This window comes from Streptomyces sp. NPDC008139, assembly GCF_042957025.1.
GTDB lineage: Bacteria > Actinomycetota > Actinomycetes > Streptomycetales > Streptomycetaceae > Actinacidiphila.
On record NZ_JBIBHM010000013.1, the window covers coordinates 1 to 16,371 of the forward strand.

Below are 16,371 nucleotides of genomic sequence, written 5' to 3' on the forward strand. Positions count from 1 at the left end.
CACACTCGCGATCCCCGCATCCCGGCAGGCACGGGCAACGCGGACAGCAATTTCACCGCGGTTCGCGATGAGCACCTTGCGCACGATGGCTCCCTCCTTGAAACAAGCCGAGTTTAGGTACTGGCCACACTTGGTGCCGAGGCACCCCTGCACGTGAGCTTCCCCACACGGAGGGTGATCCATGGGCCTGAAGAACCCGTGAACGCCTGCTCAGTCCACGGTACGGCCCCGCTCGCGCCGATGTCCCGCACTCATCGGTGTGGGGGAGATCTCCCTGTAAGTCTGCGAAGAGACCTGACGTTCTTTTGTGGAAACCCTACGAATAGCGAGCGGAATCTTTGCCGTCGGTGTTTCCCGACCGGCCGCCGGTGTCCCCGAACGAGTGGGGTGACGTTCCGGATCGCGCGCGCCGGACTCCCCGTACGGGTGGAACGACCGGCGTGGCCAGACCCCTTGCCGCCGGTTGTACCGGTGAGTAGCCTGCGACAGGCGGGGGTACCAGCGGTAACTGGGCCCCGGACGACGGCCGAAGGGGACAGTGTGCGCAGAGGTATAGCCGTCGGCACCGCCGTGGTCCTTGTTCTCGAAGCCCTCACCATCGCCTTCGTGAACTGGATACTCGGCCTCGCCGTACGCCATCAGTCCATGTCGCTCGCCGGTCTCGACTCCGACGCCATGGCCATCGGATCGTGGGTGGGCGGCGCGTTGTTCGGCCTCTTCCTCATCCTGTGCGCGGTGCTCGTCGTGCGGATAGTGCGCCGCGACGAGATGACCGGCCGGGTCGCCAGGATCGTGCTCATCGTCTGCGCGGTGGTGCACGGCGTGGTCGGCGCGCTGGTCGTGGGCCTGATCGGCTGGTACGCGTTCGTGCTGATGATGGTGATACTGGGCGGCCTCGTCGCCACGCTGCTGATGTACGCGCCCGAGGACCGGCCGCGGGAGGCCGCCGAGAGCGGGACCGCGAACGGCAACGGCGGCGAACTCCCGCCGCCCGCCACGGCCTGAGCGACCCGGACCCGACCCCGGACCCGACCCCGGACCCGGCCCCCGGAACCGGCCCCGCCTCCCGCGCCCGCTGACGGCGGCTCAGACCCACAGATCGGTGATCCGTACCCCCAGCTCGGCCAGCAGCCGCCGCAGCAGCGGCAGGGACAGGCCGATCACATTGCCCGCGTCGCCTTCGATGCCCTCCACGAAGGGCGCGGAGCGGCCGTCGAGGGTGAACGCGCCCGCCACGTACAGCGGTTCACCGCTCGCCACATACGCGGCGACCTCGTCGTCGTCCGGCGTCCCGAACCGTACGGTCGTGGACGCGGTCTCGGCGACCTGCTTGCCGCTCGCGGTGTCGATCACGCAGTGCCCGGTCCGCAGCACCCCGCTGCGCCCGCGCATCGCCTGCCAGCGCGCCACCGCCTCGGCCGCGTCCGCGGGCTTGCCCAGCGCCTGGCCGTCGAGTTCGAGTACGGAGTCGCAGCCGATCACCAGCTCGCCGCCGTCGAGCGCGCCGCTCCCGGCCACCGCGTTGGCCTTCGCCTCGGCCAGTACGCGGGCCAGTTCGGCGGGCGTGGCGGCCGTGATCGCGTCCTCGTCGACACCGCTGACGATCACGCGCGGGTCGAGGCCCGCCTGTTTCAGCAGCCCGAGCCGGGCAGGTGAGGCGGACGCGAGGACAAGGGTTCTGGAGCTGCTCATCGGCCCATCGTAGGCACCGACACCCGTACGGGGGACGCCGGTTCAGGACGCGGGTTCACGGCCGCGTCCGGGGCGGCTGCCGGAGCCGGCGCCGGTGCCGTCCGCCGGGCCGGTCCTGGCCAGCGCGGGCCGTTCTCCGCGCCGGTCCTGGCCGGAACGCGCGGGTTCACGACCTCCAGGTCGCCACCAGCATGACCACGGCGGCTGCCAGCGCGATCACCAGCATCGCGCGGCGCAGCATCGCCTGCGCCTTGCGCATCTCCTCCGGCGGTTCGTCCCGCGGGTCCGACCACAACATGTCTCCAGGGTTGCGCCCCGGCGAACCGGAGCGCCTGAGTACGGATACTCAGGATCACCCTGTTACTGGTGTGACATCCGCCGCCGATCCGGCATTCCGCTCACGCGGGCCAGGCCGACGCCCGCCACGCGCCGGGTCCCGGCGCCGGTACGCCGCGCGGCACATTGCGGGCCGGATCGGCCCAGCCGTCCAGCGGGGCCGGGCCGTCGGCGCTCTTCCCGGCCGCCGCGGCCCGCGCCTGGACGAGGGCGACGACGGCCGCCAGTTCCTCGGGGGTCGGGCTGCCCCGCTCCACCTTGATCACCATGAGCGCTCTCCTCCTCGGCTCGCGGGTCCCTGCCCGGCGGGTCCCGCGGGTCCTCGACCCCGGGCCCCGCGCGGTCCGTCTACAGCGGGATGTTGCCGTGCTTCTTCGGCGGCAGGCTCTCCCGCTTGTTGCGCAGCGTCCGCAGCGCCTTCACGAGCTGCGCGCGGGTCTGGGAGGGCGCGATGACCGCGTCCACGTAGCCGCGCTCCGCGGCGATGTACGGATTCAGCAGCGTGTCCTCGTAGTCCGCGATGAGCCGCGCCCGCAGCTCCTCCGCCTCCTCGGGGGTGGCCGCTTCCGCCAGCGTGCGGCGGTGCAGGATGTTGACGGCACCCTGCGCGCCCATCACCGCGATCTGGGCCGTGGGCCAGGCCAGGTTCAGGTCCGCGCCCAGGTGCTTGGAGCCCATCACGTCGTACGCGCCGCCGTACGCCTTTCGAGTGATGATCGTGATCAGCGGAACTGTGGCCTCGGCGTACGCGTAGATCAATTTGGCACCGCGGCGGATGATGCCGTCCCACTCCTGACTGGTGCCGGGGAGAAAACCGGGAACGTCGACGAAAGTGACCACGGGGATGTTGAAGCTGTCGCAGGTCCGCACGAAACGCGCCGCCTTCTCGGAGGCGTTGATGTCGAGACAGCCCGCGAATTGGAGCGGCTGGTTGGCGACCACACCCACGGGACGGCCTTCGATACGGCCGAGACCGGTGAGGATGTTCGGCGCGAACAGCGCCTGGGTCTCCAGGAATTCGCCGTCGTCCAGGACGTGCTCGATCACCTTGTGCATGTCGTACGGCTGATTCGCCGAGTCCGGGATCAGCGTGTCCAGTTCGAGGTCCTCGTCCGTGACCGCCAGATCCGTCTCGGCGGCGAAGGACGGCGCCTCCTGGAGGTTGTTGCTCGGCAGGTACGACAGCAGCGCCTTGACGTACTCGAAGGCGTCCTTCTCATCACCGGCCAGGTGATGCGCGTTCCCCGACGTCGAGTTGTGGGTACGGGCGCCGCCCAGCTCCTCCATGCCGACGTCCTCGCCGGTCACGGTCTTGATCACATCGGGACCCGTGATGAACATGTGCGAGGTCTGGTCGACCATCACCACGAAGTCGGTGATCGCGGGGGAGTACACCGCGCCGCCCGCGCACGGGCCCATGATCAGGCTGATCTGCGGGATCACCCCGGAGGCGTGGGTGTTGCGGCGGAAGATCTCGCCGTACATGCCGAGCGAGGTGACGCCCTCCTGGATGCGGGCGCCACCGGAGTCGTTGATGCCGATCACCGGGCAGCCGGTCTTCAGCGCGAAGTCCATCACCTTGACGATCTTCTCGCCGTAGACCTCGCCGAGCGCGCCGCCGAAGACCGTGAAGTCCTGCGAGAACACCGCGACCGGGCGGCCCTCGACCGTGCCGTAGCCGGTGACGACACCGTCGCCGTACGGCCGGTTGCTCTCCAGGCCGAAGTTGGTCGAGCGGTGCCGCGCCAGCTCGTCCAGCTCGGTGAACGACCCCTTGTCCAGGAGCAGTTCGATCCGCTCGCGGGCCGTGCCCTTGCCCTTGGCGTGCTGCTTGTCCACCGCGCGCCCGGAGCCCGCGTGCGTCGCCTCCTCGATACGGCGGCGCAGGTCCGCGAGCTTGCCCGCGGTGGTGTGGATGTCGTGTTCCTGCTCGGACATGGAGGCGGCTCTCCTGCTCTCGGCGGGACTTGCTGACTGGCCGGTAACGCTGTTCCGTAGCGTAGTGGCGACTCTGGGGTACGAGCAGTGCGGCGTTGGACACACTCCGGTACCCGCCTCATAGGGTGAGGACATGACGCCCAGCCGCTGGTCCGACCTGGAACGACCGCCGCTCAACGCCGCCGCCCTGCGGCGCGCCGTGGTCACCCCCGACGCGCTGTGGACCGCGCTGGACGTGGTGGACGCCACCGGCTCCACCAACAGCGACCTGGCCGCCCGCGCCGCGCGGGGCGCCCCCGAGGGGGCGGTCCTCGTGGCCGAGGAGCAGACCGCGGGCCGCGGACGGCTGGACCGCCGCTGGTCGGCGCCGCCGCGCTCCGGGCTCTTCTTCTCGGTACTGCTCCGACCGGGTGGCGCCATGGCCGCCCGTACCGCGCCCGACGGCACGCCGCTCCCGGCGCACGGCCCGGTGCCGGTGCACCGCTGGGGCTGGCTGCCGCTGCTCGCCGGGGTCGCCACCGCCACCGCCCTGTCGCGGTCCGCGGGCGTCGACACGGCACTCAAGTGGCCCAACGACCTGCTGGTCACCGTGGACGGCGAGGAACGCAAGACGGGCGGCATCCTCGCCGAGCGCGCGGGTGACGACGGCGTAGTCATCGGCATCGGACTCAATGTGTCGCTGCGCGCCGCCGAGCTGCCCGTCCCCACCGCCGCGTCCCTCGCCCTGGCCGGGGCCAAGGGCACCGACCGCGACCCGCTGCTGCGGGCGGTCCTGCGCTCGCTGGCCGACTGGTACGGCGCCTGGCGCGCGGAGGACGGCGACCCCGCCGCGTCCCGGCTCCAGCAGACCTACGCGGCGGGCTGCGCCACCCTGGGCCGGGAGGTCCGCGCGGAGCTGCCGGGCGACAAGGAGCTGGCCGGTACCGCGGTCGGGATCGACGGCGACGGCCGCCTGGTGATCGCCACCCCGGACGGCGCCGAGCAGCCGGTCGCCGCGGGCGACGTCGTCCACCTCAGGCCCGCGCGCTGACGCGGCGGGACGCCGTCGCGGAGACCGGCTTCCGCGCCGTTCCGTTGCGCGTCACGGGTGTCTCACGGGCGCCCTGGTGAGAGTGAGCCACGGCACACCTGCCGTATCGTTGAGGGGCTGCGTCGTCTCGATGATCGGAAGGGCTGTGCGCAGGGATTCCTCAAGGGCTGGGCGGTGAGCGTGGAGAACGCGGGCACCCCGCCAGACGAGCCGCACGACTCGGATCCGGGTGCCGCCCCGGAGCCGGACGGCGTCGATCCCGCCGACCCTCCGATCGCACCGGACGCCGCGGACGTACCCGACCCCGTGGACGCGCCGGATCCGGCCGATTCCGTCGACGGCACGGACGCGTCAGATCCGGCTGATCCGGCCGATCCGGCTGACCCGGCCGATCCAGTGGACCTGGTCGATCCCGACGAGTCGGGCGAGTCGGGGGAGCACCCGCTGGCGCTGCGCCTGGAACAGCTCATCCTCGGCGCGCCCCGCCGCTACACCCCCTTCCAGGCCGCCCGCACCGCGGGCGTCTCCATGGACCTGGCCTCCCGCTTCTGGCGGGCCATGGGCTTCGCCGACATCGGCCAGGCGCGCGCGCTCACCGAGGCGGACGTCCTCGCCCTGCGGCGGCTGGCCGGTCTGGTCGAGGCGGGGCTGCTCAGCGAGTCGATGGCCATCCAGGTCGCCCGCTCCACCGGCCAGACCACGGCCCGGCTCGCCGACTGGCAGACCGACTCCTTCCTCGAAGGTCTCACCGAGCCGCCCGAGCCGGGGATGACCCGCGCGGAAGTCGCGTACCCGCTGGTCGAACTCCTCCTGCCGGAACTGGAGGAGTTCCTCATCTACGTCTGGCGCCGCCAGGTCGCCGCCGCCACCAGCCGGGTCGTGCAGTCCGACGACGAGGAGGCCGTCGACCGGCGGCTGGCCGTCGGCTTCGCCGACCTCGTCGGCTTCACCCGGCTCACCCGGCGCCTGGAGGAGGAGGAACTGGGCGAGCTGGTCGAGGCGTTCGAGACCACGGCCGCCGACCAGGTCGCCGCGTACGGCGGACGGCTGATCAAGACCCTCGGCGACGAAGTCCTCTTCGTCGCCGACGACCCCGGCACCGCCGCCGAGATCGGCATACGCCTCATCGAGACCATGACCGGCGACGACAGCATGCCCGCCCTGCGCGTCGGCATGGCCTTCGGCACCGTCACCACCCGCATGGGCGACGTCTTCGGCACCACCGTGAACCTCGCCTCCCGGCTCACCTCGATAGCGCCGCGCGACGCCGTCCTCGTCGACGGCGACTTCGCCGAGGCGCTGGGCGAGGCCGGTGACGCGCCGCTGTCCGAGGCGGACGTGGACGCCACCGAGGCGGAGAAGTACCGCTTCGCCCTCCAGCCGATGTGGCGCCGCCCCGTGCGTGGCCTCGGCATCGTCGAGCCCTGGCTGCTCTCCCGCCGGGACTGAGGTCCGCTCCGCCCCGCCCGCGCCACGGGCGCGCGCCGCGGCCTGCCCGCGCGCCGCGTCCCTGACGCCGTAACCCGCTTCCGCCGGGTCACCCGACATCCCTCCGCCTCATTTGGCGTGCCCCCTTGCCCGCCCCATTGGTTCCTTAGTACAGTAGGGAACCACCAGAGCAACGGAGGCAGGATGTCACTCCTGGAAGAGGGCGGGCCGATCTTCGCCCAGATCGCGGCCGAGCTGGCGAACCAGATCGCCGACGGGACGGTGGGCGAGGGCGAACGCGTCGCGTCGAGCAACGAGCTCGCGGTCTTCTACCGGGTCAACCCGGCCACCGCGGCCCGCGCGCTCACCGTCCTGTCGGACGAGGATCTGGTGGAGAAGCGGCGCGGCGTCGGCATGTTCGTCGCACAGGGCGCGCGGGACCGGCTGGTGCGGGGCAGGCGGCGGCGCTTCGCGGACCGGTACGTCCGGCCGCTGGCGGTCGAGGCGGCGCGGCTCGGGATCGGGCAGGACGAACTGCTCGGCCTGGTGCGCGACGAGCTGGCCTCGGTCGCGGTGACGTCGCAGGCGGCGGGCGCCTCCGCGCCGCACTCCACGCCGTCCGCCGGAACACCGGCCGCCACGACCGCCTTGCCTGGTACCACGACCGCCACCACGACCACGGCGGCGACGGGCGGGGGCGACGTATGAGCCCGGTCGTCTCGCTGACCGGCGTCGGACGCGGCTTCCGCGACCACCAGGCGCTCACCGACGTCAGCTTCGAGCTGGACACGCCGTGCATCGCCGGACTGGTGGGCCGCAACGGCGCGGGGAAGACGACGCTGCTGCGCATCCTGGCGGGCCAGGAGATCGCCACCTCCGGGACCGTGCACGCCTTCGGCGCCCGGCCGTGGGAGAACGACGCGGTGCTGCGCCGGATGATCCTCGTCCGCGAGGACCAGACGTACCCCGACCTGAAGGTGCGGCACGCCGTCGCGGCGGCCTCACTGCTCTACCCGAACTGGGACAAGGAGCTGGCGGGCACGCTGCTGGACGCGTACGAGCTGCCGCCGACCCGGCCGATCAAGAAGCTCTCGCGCGGCATGCGGACCGCCCTCGGCATCATCGTCGGGCTGGCCGCCCGCGCCGAACTCACGCTGTTCGACGAGCCGTACGCGGGTCTCGACGCGGTCGCCCGCTCGCTCTTCTACGACCAACTCCTCGCCGACTACGCCGCTCACCCCCGGTGCATCATGCTCTCGACCCACCTCATCGACGAGGCCGCCGAACTCCTCGACCGCGTCCTGGTCCTGGATCGCGGCCGGCTGGTCCTCGACGCGCCGACCGAGGAACTGCGCGGCACCGCCACGACCGTCACCGGCCCGGTCACCGCCGTGGACCGCTTCATCGCCGCCCGTGCGACGCTGAGCCGCCGCACGATGGGCGCGCAGACCAGGGCGGTGATGGTCGGCCGCCTGGACGACCGCGACCGCGAACTGGCCGCACACCTGCGCCTGCGCCTGGAGGAGTGCACCCTCCAGCAGCTCGCGGTCCACGCGGCCGAGCGTCACGGCGCGCCCGACGCCGGACCCCACGCCCCGTCCGGCCTCACGACTGCGAGGGCATCCTGATGCGTCCCACCCCGGTCCTCTCCGTCGTCCGATATCTGCTGCTGGACCGCTTCACCTACCTCGTCCTGCCCTGGGAGTGGGCCGCCTTCGGCTTCGTCCTGGACGTGGTGATCCTGCGGCTCACCCCGGCGGCCCACGCCGACCACCGCTGGGTCGGCGGCCTGGCCGCGGCCTTCCTCGTGATGTTCGCCGTGGGCCTCCAGACCGTCGCCCGCGCGCTGCCGTTCGCCCTCACCCTCGGCGTCAGCAGACGCACCTACCTGCGCGGCGTCACCGCGCTGGCCGGGGCCCTCGCCGTGACCTTCGGGCTGGTCGTCGCTGTCGGCCAGGTCCTCGAACGCGCGACCGGCGGCTGGGGCATGCGCATGGCCTACTTCCGCGTCCCGTTCCTGCTGGACGGCGCCTGGTACGTCTCGTGGCTCACCGCCGCCGTTGCCTTCTTCCTGCTGTTCGTCTACGGGATGTGGTACGGCCTGGTCTTCCGCCGCGCCGGGTTGCCCGGCGCCACGGCCTTCGGCGGGGCGCAGCTCGGGGTGCTGGCCCTGGTGGCGCTGATCGCCACATGGGCGCACGGCTGGAAGGGCATAGGCCACTTCTTCGCCGGGCTCACCGCCCTGGGGGTCACCGGGGTCCTCGCGGCCGTCGTCGCCGTGCTGCTGGCCGGGGGATTCGCGACCGTCCACCGTATGACCGTATGAATCCGACGTAAGGCGAGCGCCGTCCGGACCTGTGCGGTGCGAGCGCCGTCCGGACCTGTGCGACCGTGCCGTCCCCCGCGGGGAGGGGGATGGCAGGATGGGGGTTCACGGTCGTTAACCGGAGGGCGGGCGAATGGAAGCGCAGGGGACGGCGGAACGGCGGTTCGGGGAGTGGGTGGCGGTCCGCAGGCACGGCGACCGCGTCGCGGAATTGGTGCTCGACCGGCCGAAGGCGATGAATGCCGTCTCCACGCGGATGGCCGTCGCGATCGGCGACGCCTGCGCGGCGCTGGCGGCCGACTCCGGCGTCAGCGTCACGGTCCTGACGTCCACCCACGACAAGGCGTTCTGCGTGGGCGCCGACCTCAAGGAGCGCAACGCGTTCACGGACGCCGACCTCGTACGTCAGCGCCCGCACACCAGGGCCGCGTACACCGGGGTCCTGGAGCTGCCGATGCCCGCCGTCGCGGCGGTGCACGGCTACGCGCTCGGCGGCGGCTTCGAGCTGGCGCTCGCCTGTGACGTGATCGTGGCCGACGAGACGGCCGTCGTCGGCCTGCCCGAGGTCTCGGTCGGCGTCATCCCGGGCGGCGGCGGTACCCAACTGCTGCCCCGCAGGGTCGGCGCCGCCCGCGCGGCGGAACTGGTCTTCACCGCCCGCCGCGTACCGGCCGCCGAGGCGCTCGCTCTCGGCCTGGTGGACCAGCTCGCGGCCGGGAACGACGCCCGCGCCGAGGCGCTGGCGCTGGCCGACCGGATCGCCGCGAATTCGCCGGTCGGCCTGCGCTCGGCCAAGCGCGCGCTGCGCCTGGGCCAGGGCCTCGACCTGCGCGCCGGGCTGGAGATCGAGGACGCCGCCTGGCGCGCCACCGCCTTCTCCGCCGACCGCGCGGAAGGCGTGGCCGCCTTCAACGACAAGCGGCCCCCGCGGTGGCCCGGCGCGTGATCGCCGTGCGCGGCCACTGTGCGTAGTCGCCGACGGGCGGGCGCAGCGCCGAACGGGCTCCGTTCGGCGCAGCCAGCGCTCCAAACCGGGCAAACCTCCCTAGCCTGGACAGATGGTGGACGGGACGGCCGATCTCCGGCTTCGAGCGGTCGTCGAGCTGGCACAGGCACTGGCGACCGAACAGACGCCGCTGGCCGCGGTACGGGCCGGGGCGCGGCGGGCGCGGCTCGCGATGGACGCGTCCTTCGCGGCGATCTCGACGTGGGAGCGGGAGACCGGGCGGCTGCGGGTCCTGGTCAACGACGGGGAGCTGGCGCCCGGTGAGAAGCCGGAGCCGGACGACGAGTCGTACTCGGTGCACGACTTCCCGGAGATCGTGGAGTTCCTGCACGGTGAGTGGGCGCGCGGTGGCGAGCCGCACGCCTGGGTCGAGACCGCCGAAGGAACCGGCGCGTCGCCCGGCGGCAGCAGTTGGGGCCGGGCCGCGGCGCTGCGGCGGCGCGGACGCGGCTCCTGCGTGGTCGCGCCGATCGTGCTGCACGGCAGGGCGTGGGGCGAGCTGTACGTGGCCAGGCGCGCCGGGGTGTCCGGCTTCGACCGCGGGGACGCCGACTTCGCGACGGTGCTGGCCGCCGTCATCGCGTCCGGGATCGCCCAGACCGAACGGCTCGCCGAGGTGCAGCGGCTGGCCTTCACCGACCCGCTGACCGGGCTCGGCAACCGCCGGGCCGTGGACGTACGTCTCGACGAGGCGCTGGAACGGCACCGGGCGGACGGGGCCGTGGTCAGCCTCGTGGTGTGCGACCTCAACGGTCTGAAGAAGGTCAACGACCGCCTCGGGCACGCCGTCGGCGACCGGCTGCTGGAACGATTCGGCTCGCTGCTCTCGCTGTGCGGCGCCATGCTCCCCGGCAGCCTGGCCGCCCGCCTCGGCGGTGACGAATTCTGCGTCGTGGCCGTCGGGCAGGGGCCGGACGAGGTGGTCGCGGCGGCCGACGAGCTGTGCGGGCGGGCCGCACAGCTCGAAGTCGGCGAGGGCGTGGCCTGCGGCGTGGCGTCCACCGGCGATCCGATCGGGCCCGTGCGCTCGGCGCGGCGGCTGTTCCGGCTGGCCGACGCGGCGCAGTACCAGGCCAAGGCGCTGCGCGCTGCGCACCCCGTCGTCGCGGGGCGCGCCGGGCCCGAGGACCCCGTCGTCCGGCTCGCCGACTCGCCGCCGGCCCGCGAGGGCGAGCGCCGCCGCATCCGAGGCAACCGTCCTTAGGGCGTGTCCGCGACGTCCCGTCCGGCCGGGACTCGCGGGGCGGGGCCGGAGAGTGCTGGTCGCAGGGGGGAGTGACAGGGCGGCTTTCAGTGCTTAGGGTGCGTGAATATGAATATGCATAACGTGGTCATCGGTGCGCACGGCGCCCCCGCCGACGACGTACTCGCCGTGGCGCGCGACGGCGCGCGGGTGGAGCTGGCGCCGGAAGCGGTGGCGGGGATCGCCAGGGCGCGTGAGGTGATCGAGGCGCTGGCGGCGAAGCCCGAGCCGGTCTACGGGGTGTCGACGGGCTTCGGGGCCCTGGCGGTCCGGCACATCAGCCCGGAGCTGCGGGCCCAGTTGCAGCGCAGCCTCGTACGGTCGCACGCGGCGGGGATGGGCCCGGCGGTGGAGCGCGAGGTGGTCCGCGGGCTGATGTTCCTGCGGCTGAAGACGCTGGCGTCCGGCCGTACCGGGGTGCGCCCGGTGGTCGCGCAGACGATGGCGGCGCTGCTGAACGCCGGGATCACGCCCGTCGTCCACGAATACGGCTCGCTCGGCTGCTCGGGCGACCTCGCCCCGCTGGCGCACTGCGCGCAGGTGCTGATGGGCGAGGGCGAGGCGGAGGGCCCGGACGGCACGGTGCGCCCCGCCGCGGAACTCCTCGCGGAGCACGGCATCGAGCCGGTCGTCCTGCGGGAGAAGGAGGGCCTGGCCCTCATCAACGGCACCGACGGCATGCTCGGCATGCTGGTGATGGCCTGCGCCGACCTGGCCCGGCTCTTCACCGCGGCCGACATCACCGCCGCGCTGACCCTGGAGGCCCTGCTCGGCACCGATAAGGTCCTCGCCCCCGAGCTGCACGCGATCCGCCCGCACCCCGGTCAGGCGGCCAGCGCCGAGAACATGCGCCGGGTGCTGGAGGGTTCCGGGCTCACCGGCCACCACCAGGACGACGCGCCCCGCGTGCAGGACGCGTACTCCGTCCGCTGCGCCCCGCAGGTCGCGGGCGCGGGCCGCGACACCCTCGCGCACGCCCGCCTGGTCGCCGAGCGCGAACTGGCCGCCGCCGTCGACAATCCGGTGGTTCTTGTCGGGGATACCTCCCAGGCCGAAGGCTCTGGGGGAGGCCGGGTCGAATCCAACGGCAACTTCCACGGCGCGCCGGTCGCGTACGTCCTGGACTTCCTCGCCATCGCCGCCGCCGACCTCGGCTCCATCGCGGAGCGCCGCACCGACCGGCTGCTGGACAAGAACCGCTCGCACGGCCTGCCGCCGTTCCTGGCCGACGACCCCGGCCTCGACTCCGGTCTGATGATCGCCCAGTACACGCAGGCCGCGCTGGTCAGCGACATGAAGCGGCTCGCGGTGCCCGCGTCGGTGGACTCGATCCCGTCCTCCGCGATGCAGGAGGACCACGTCTCCATGGGCTGGTCGGCGGCGCGCAAGCTCCGTACGGCCGTCGACAATCTCACCCGGATCATCGCCGTCGAGATGTACGCGGCCACCCGCGCGCTGGAGATCAGGACCATGACGGGCGAGCAGCGCCCGGCGCCAGCTTCGGCCGCGGTCCTGGCGGCGGTACGCGCCGCGGGCGTGCTGGGCGCGGGTCCCGACCGCTTCCTGTCACCGGACCTGGAGGCGGCCTACCGCTTCGTACGGGCCGGAGAGCTGGCGCGCGCGGCGGAGTCGGTCACCGGCCCGCTCGCGTGATTCCGTGAGCGGAACGGCGACCGTGTGAGCGACCCCGTCAGAAGCTCTGGCGGGTGCGGCGGCCGGCGTTGACGATCAGCCCCGCGCCCGCCACCAGGAATGCGGCACCGCCGATGAGGTACGGCTTGGTGTCGATGCTGCCGGTGTCGGCGAGGCCGATCTGCTCCGCGGCGGAGCGCGTGGTGGCCGTACTGGCCGTGCTTGTCGTACTGGTGTGGGCCGCGGTCTTCGTGTGCGCGGAGGTCGCGGCGTCGTCGGGACTCGCGCTCGCGGACGGGACGAAGAACAGCGCCGCGAGCGCGGCGGCGGCTGCTGCGGCGACATAGGGACGGGGCGAGGTCAACGGATCCCCCAGCTGGTGCGGCGAATTGACCGTAGGGGCAGATGGTAGTGACTTGGTGTGGCTCGTGGGAAGCCGCAGCGAAGGCGCTTACGCTCCGTGGCATGAGCACTACTGAGATTCCCCGCGGTGAGAGCGGCCCGCGGTACGTACGACTCCAGGTGGAACTCGTCCTGGAGGTCTCCGGGCCCGACGAGCTGCGCGGCGCGGCCCTGGACCACATCGGCGCCGACGAGTTCATGCCGCCGCAGGAACGGCTGCACGCCCGCGACGCCGTCGGCAAGGACGAGTCGGAGGCGCTGGCGTACCTCGTCGACCCGGCCGACCTGCTCTCGGCCGTGCCGGGCGTCGACCTCGTCCAGGCGTCGTGGTCGTGCGCGCACACCGAGTACGACCCGGACTCCGACGAGTGGGACCTCGATGAGGAGGACGCGGACGGGGACGCCGAGGACTAGGCGGGGGGCCGGCGGCGCCGGAAGCGGAGCCGGACGCTCCGCGTCGACCGGCCCGGAGGCGGGGCCCGGACAACCCCTCCCAGCTGCGCGAACGCACCGCCTCCCGTCCCGTGCGGCCGGACGCGGCCCGCGTGCGTTACCCCACAATTCCGGCACTCGGGGCACGGATACCGGTGTCGGCCTGTTTTCATGGCAGCTGGACGAAGCTCGTCAATCACCCGCGAGCGACCCCAGCCCATTGGAGACACGCGTGACGCCGCCCGACAACGCACCTGCCCCCGCCAAGCGCTCGCCGTTCACCCGCCGCCGCACACTCGCGGCCGCCGCGGTGCTGATCGGCGGTGCCGTCACGCTCACGGCGTGCGGCGGCGGCGGAGGCGGCGACAAGGCCGCGGGCGGCGACAAACCGACCAGCTCTGCCAGCTCGTCCCCGTCGGGCGGCCAGTCCCCGTCGGCCGCCGCCCAGTCCAAGGAGGACGCCGCGGCGGCGAAGCAGGCGTCCGACGCGAAGATCACCATCACGCCCAAGGACGGCAGCACCGGCGCGAGCATCCATAACGACGCCAAGGTCACGGTGGCGGGCGGCACCCTGACCTCGGTCACCATGACGTCCAAGGCCACCGGCAACAAGATCGCGGGCACCATATCCGCCGACCGCACGAGCTGGACCCCGGACGTCGCGCTGGCCCGCGGCACGCAGTACGCGATATCGGCCGCCGCCACCGACTCCCAGGGCCGTACGGCCGTGGCGAACGGCACCTTCTCGACCGTCTCCGCCGCCAGCAGCTTCATCGGCTACTTCACGCCGGAGGACGGCTCCACCGTCGGCGTCGGCATGCCGGTCTCGATCAACTTCGACAAGGCGATCACCAACCGCGCCGCCGTCGAGGCCGCGGTCTCGGTGACCTCCAGCAGCGGCCAGCGGGTCGAGGGCCACTGGTTCAGCTCCACCCGGCTCGACTTCCGCCCCCAGCAGTACTGGCAGGCGGGCTCGCACGTCTCCCTCAAGCTCACGCTCGACGGCGTCAAGGGCGGCGCGGGCATCTACGGCGTCCAGAACAAGACGGTGAACTTCACCGTCGGCCGCTCCCAGGTCTCCACCGTCGACGCCGCGACCCACCAGATGACCGTCGTCCGCGACGGCAAGGTCCTCAAGACCATCCCGATCTCCGCGGGCGCCCCGGACCACAGCACGTACAACGGCCAGATGGTCATCTCCGAGAAGTACCAGACCACGCGGATGAACGGCGCGACGGTCGGCTTCACCGAGAACGACGGCAAGGGCGAGTACGACATCCCCGACGTCCCGCACGCCATGCGGCTCAGCAACTCCGGGACCTTCATCCACGGCAACTACTGGGGCAGCAAGTCGATCTTCGGCGCCATCAACACCAGCCACGGCTGCGTGGGTCTGAGCGACACCAAGGGCGGCAAGGACCCCAACACCCCGGGCGCCTGGTTCTACAACAACTCCATGGTCGGTGACATCGTCATCGTCAAGGACTCCGCCGACAAGACGATCCAGCCGGACAACGGGCTCAACGGCTGGAACCTGTCCTGGGCGGCGTGGACGGCTCCGCAGGCGTAAGGCTTTCACGCCTCCTGCTGGAGGGCCCAGCTCGCCGGGTCCTCCAGCACCGTGCGTACGGAGCTGTACGCCGCGCCGCGCAGCACCCCGTCGCGGCCCAGCCTGGACGTGACCACGTCCTCAGGGCGCCACTGCCGGTCGGTGACGCGGGCCGCCAGCTCCCGCCGGACGCCCGGCAGCAGCCACGGCGCCAGTTCGGCCAGCGGGCCGCCGACCACCACCGCCTGCGGGTCCAGCAGGTTCACCGCGCCGCTCAGCGCGATGCCGAGCGCCGCGCCCGCCTCCTCCAGCGCCTTCAGCGCCGCCGGGTCGCCGTCGGCCGCCGCCGCCCGCAGTGCCGGGCCGCCGCCCGCGCCCACTCCCGCCGCCCGCAGCAGCGCCTCCTCGCCCGCGTACGTCTCCAGGCAGCCGTGCGCGCCGCACGAGCACAAGGGGCCGTCCGGGTGCACCGGTACGTGGCCCAGCTCGCCCGCGAAGCCGCGGGCGCCGCGGAACAGGCGGCCCTCCACGACGAGGGCGGCGCCGATGCCGATCTCCGCGGAGACGTGCACGAAGTCCGCGAGCCTCTCGTGGCCGCCGAGCCACAGTTCGGCGAGCGCGCCGAGATTCGCCTCGTTCTCCACGACCGTGCCCTCGCCGAGGGGGGCCGCGACGGCCACGTCCTCCCAGCCCAGGTTCGGGGCGCGCAGGACCGTGCCGCGGTCCTTTCCGACCAGGCCGGGGACCGCCACTGTCGTGGCGACCGGACGCAGGCCGCTCCCGGCCGCCTCCCTGGTCACCTTCGCCGTCAACTCGGCCAGTTCCGCCAGCACTTCGGCGGCCGGGCGGCCACGGTTCGCCGCCTTCGCCTCGGCGTGGCAGCGGACGGTGCCGCGCAGGTCCACCACGCAGGCGGCCAGGTGGTCGACGCCGACCTCGGCGCCGAGGCCGGCGGGGCCGCGTTCGCTCAGGGCCAGGGCGGTGCCGGGGCGGCCGACGGTGCCGGGGCGCTGCGCGCCGCGCTCTTCCACCAGGCCGGCCGCCAGCAGTTCGTCCACCAGCGTCGAGACGGTCGCCCTCGTCAGGCCGACCTCTGCCGCGACGGCGGCGCGCGTGACGTTTTCGCCTGCGGCGAGGGCCCGCATGACCAGTGCCATGTTGCGGCGCCTCAGGCCTGCTTGCGCGCCCATTCCCTTACCCACGCCGTCCTCCATCCCATCCCCCCAAGTATGTGCGGCTGGGCCGCGGCCGTGTTCTCTGCCCGCCCGCCCAGGCGCAGGTGGCCGCAGGTTCCTCGCCCGAGGAGGTGCCCCGGGCCGGGACCGACCGGGCACAGGCGGCACCCGCAGACGAAGAA

The 16,371-nt window shown here is 72.9% G+C and carries 18 protein-coding genes; 11 read left to right on the top strand and 7 right to left on the bottom strand.

Annotation, left to right across the window (positions count from 1 at the left end; translation table 11 throughout):
• A partial coding sequence (locus ACFZBB_RS26185) for a biotin carboxylase N-terminal domain-containing protein (protein WP_355335748.1) occupies positions 1-84 on the bottom strand: 84 nt, incomplete at its 3' end.
• Between the two features lie 456 nt (positions 85-540).
• Here ACFZBB_RS26185 and ACFZBB_RS26190 point away from each other — a divergent pair.
• On the top strand, positions 541-1,005 hold the full coding sequence (locus tag ACFZBB_RS26190) for a hypothetical protein (protein ID WP_355349849.1): 465 nt from the start codon (positions 541-543) through the stop codon (positions 1,003-1,005).
• Between the two features lie 81 nt (positions 1,006-1,086).
• Here ACFZBB_RS26190 and ACFZBB_RS26195 read toward each other — a convergent pair whose 3' ends face one another.
• The 4 genes from ACFZBB_RS26195 to ACFZBB_RS26210 form a co-directional block, all read right to left on the bottom strand.
• Positions 1,087-1,692, bottom strand: coding sequence for a nucleoside triphosphate pyrophosphatase (locus ACFZBB_RS26195; RefSeq protein ID WP_355349852.1), 606 nt, complete (start codon positions 1,690-1,692; stop codon positions 1,087-1,089).
• Between the two features lie 166 nt (positions 1,693-1,858).
• Entirely contained in the window at positions 1,859-1,990 is a 132-nt protein-coding gene (gene mmpB, locus ACFZBB_RS26200; protein ID WP_262928358.1) for a morphogenic membrane protein MmpB, read from the bottom strand.
• Between the two features lie 100 nt (positions 1,991-2,090).
• Positions 2,091-2,297, bottom strand: a complete 207-nt coding sequence (locus ACFZBB_RS26205) for an acyl-CoA carboxylase subunit epsilon (RefSeq protein WP_355349856.1) — start codon at positions 2,295-2,297, stop codon at positions 2,091-2,093.
• A gap of 79 nt (positions 2,298-2,376) precedes the next feature.
• The gene (locus ACFZBB_RS26210) at positions 2,377-3,966 is read right to left on the bottom strand and encodes a carboxyl transferase domain-containing protein (protein WP_391127006.1); all 1,590 of its coding nucleotides are present in this window, start codon (positions 3,964-3,966) and stop codon (positions 2,377-2,379) included.
• Positions 3,967-4,099: 133 nt separating this feature from the next.
• Here ACFZBB_RS26210 and ACFZBB_RS26215 point away from each other — a divergent pair, with 133 nt between their 5' ends.
• From ACFZBB_RS26215 to hutH, 8 genes are all read left to right on the top strand, one after another.
• Positions 4,100-4,996, top strand: coding sequence for a biotin--[acetyl-CoA-carboxylase] ligase (locus ACFZBB_RS26215; RefSeq protein WP_391127009.1), 897 nt, complete (start codon positions 4,100-4,102; stop codon positions 4,994-4,996).
• A 396-nt stretch (positions 4,997-5,392) separates the two neighbouring features.
• Complete coding sequence (locus ACFZBB_RS26220; protein ID WP_391127500.1) at positions 5,393-6,445, top strand: adenylate/guanylate cyclase domain-containing protein; 1,053 nt, start codon at positions 5,393-5,395, stop codon at positions 6,443-6,445.
• A 183-nt stretch (positions 6,446-6,628) separates the two neighbouring features.
• Positions 6,629-7,132 (top strand): GntR family transcriptional regulator, encoded by a 504-nt coding sequence (locus ACFZBB_RS26225; RefSeq protein WP_391127012.1) that lies wholly within the window; start codon positions 6,629-6,631, stop codon positions 7,130-7,132.
• The gene (locus ACFZBB_RS26230; RefSeq protein WP_391127014.1) at positions 7,129-8,052 is read left to right on the top strand and encodes an ATP-binding cassette domain-containing protein; all 924 of its coding nucleotides are present in this window, start codon (positions 7,129-7,131) and stop codon (positions 8,050-8,052) included. Before ACFZBB_RS26225 ends, ACFZBB_RS26230 begins: the two co-directional genes overlap by 4 nt.
• Positions 8,052-8,750 (top strand): hypothetical protein, encoded by a 699-nt coding sequence (locus ACFZBB_RS26235; RefSeq protein WP_391127016.1) that lies wholly within the window; start codon positions 8,052-8,054, stop codon positions 8,748-8,750. Before ACFZBB_RS26230 ends, ACFZBB_RS26235 begins: the two co-directional genes overlap by 1 nt.
• Before the next feature lie 133 nt (positions 8,751-8,883).
• Positions 8,884-9,696, top strand: a complete 813-nt coding sequence (locus tag ACFZBB_RS26240; RefSeq protein WP_391127019.1) for an enoyl-CoA hydratase-related protein — start codon at positions 8,884-8,886, stop codon at positions 9,694-9,696.
• A 112-nt stretch (positions 9,697-9,808) separates the two neighbouring features.
• Positions 9,809-10,960: a diguanylate cyclase domain-containing protein gene (locus ACFZBB_RS26245; protein ID WP_391127022.1), complete on the top strand. Its 1,152-nt coding sequence runs from the start codon at positions 9,809-9,811 to the stop codon at positions 10,958-10,960.
• Between the two features lie 108 nt (positions 10,961-11,068).
• Positions 11,069-12,652 carry a histidine ammonia-lyase gene (hutH, locus tag ACFZBB_RS26250; RefSeq protein WP_391127025.1) on the top strand — a complete coding sequence of 528 codons (1,584 nt, stop codon included), beginning with the start codon at positions 11,069-11,071 and terminating at the stop codon, positions 12,650-12,652.
• A 37-nt stretch (positions 12,653-12,689) separates the two neighbouring features.
• Here hutH and ACFZBB_RS26255 read toward each other — a convergent pair whose 3' ends face one another.
• Positions 12,690-12,995 (bottom strand): hypothetical protein, encoded by a 306-nt coding sequence (locus ACFZBB_RS26255; protein ID WP_391127027.1) that lies wholly within the window; start codon positions 12,993-12,995, stop codon positions 12,690-12,692.
• Positions 12,996-13,096: 101 nt separating this feature from the next.
• Here ACFZBB_RS26255 and ACFZBB_RS26260 point away from each other — a divergent pair, with 101 nt between their 5' ends.
• Positions 13,097-13,447, top strand: a complete 351-nt coding sequence (locus ACFZBB_RS26260) for a hypothetical protein (RefSeq protein WP_391127030.1) — start codon at positions 13,097-13,099, stop codon at positions 13,445-13,447.
• A gap of 250 nt (positions 13,448-13,697) precedes the next feature.
• Positions 13,698-15,035, top strand: coding sequence for an Ig-like domain-containing protein (locus ACFZBB_RS26265; protein WP_391127033.1), 1,338 nt, complete (start codon positions 13,698-13,700; stop codon positions 15,033-15,035).
• A gap of 5 nt (positions 15,036-15,040) precedes the next feature.
• On the opposite strand, the gene ACFZBB_RS26270 is transcribed toward ACFZBB_RS26265, so the two are convergent.
• Positions 15,041-16,171, bottom strand: a complete 1,131-nt coding sequence (locus ACFZBB_RS26270; RefSeq protein ID WP_355349892.1) for an ROK family transcriptional regulator — start codon at positions 16,169-16,171, stop codon at positions 15,041-15,043.
• Between the last annotated feature and the right edge of the window lie 200 nt (positions 16,172-16,371).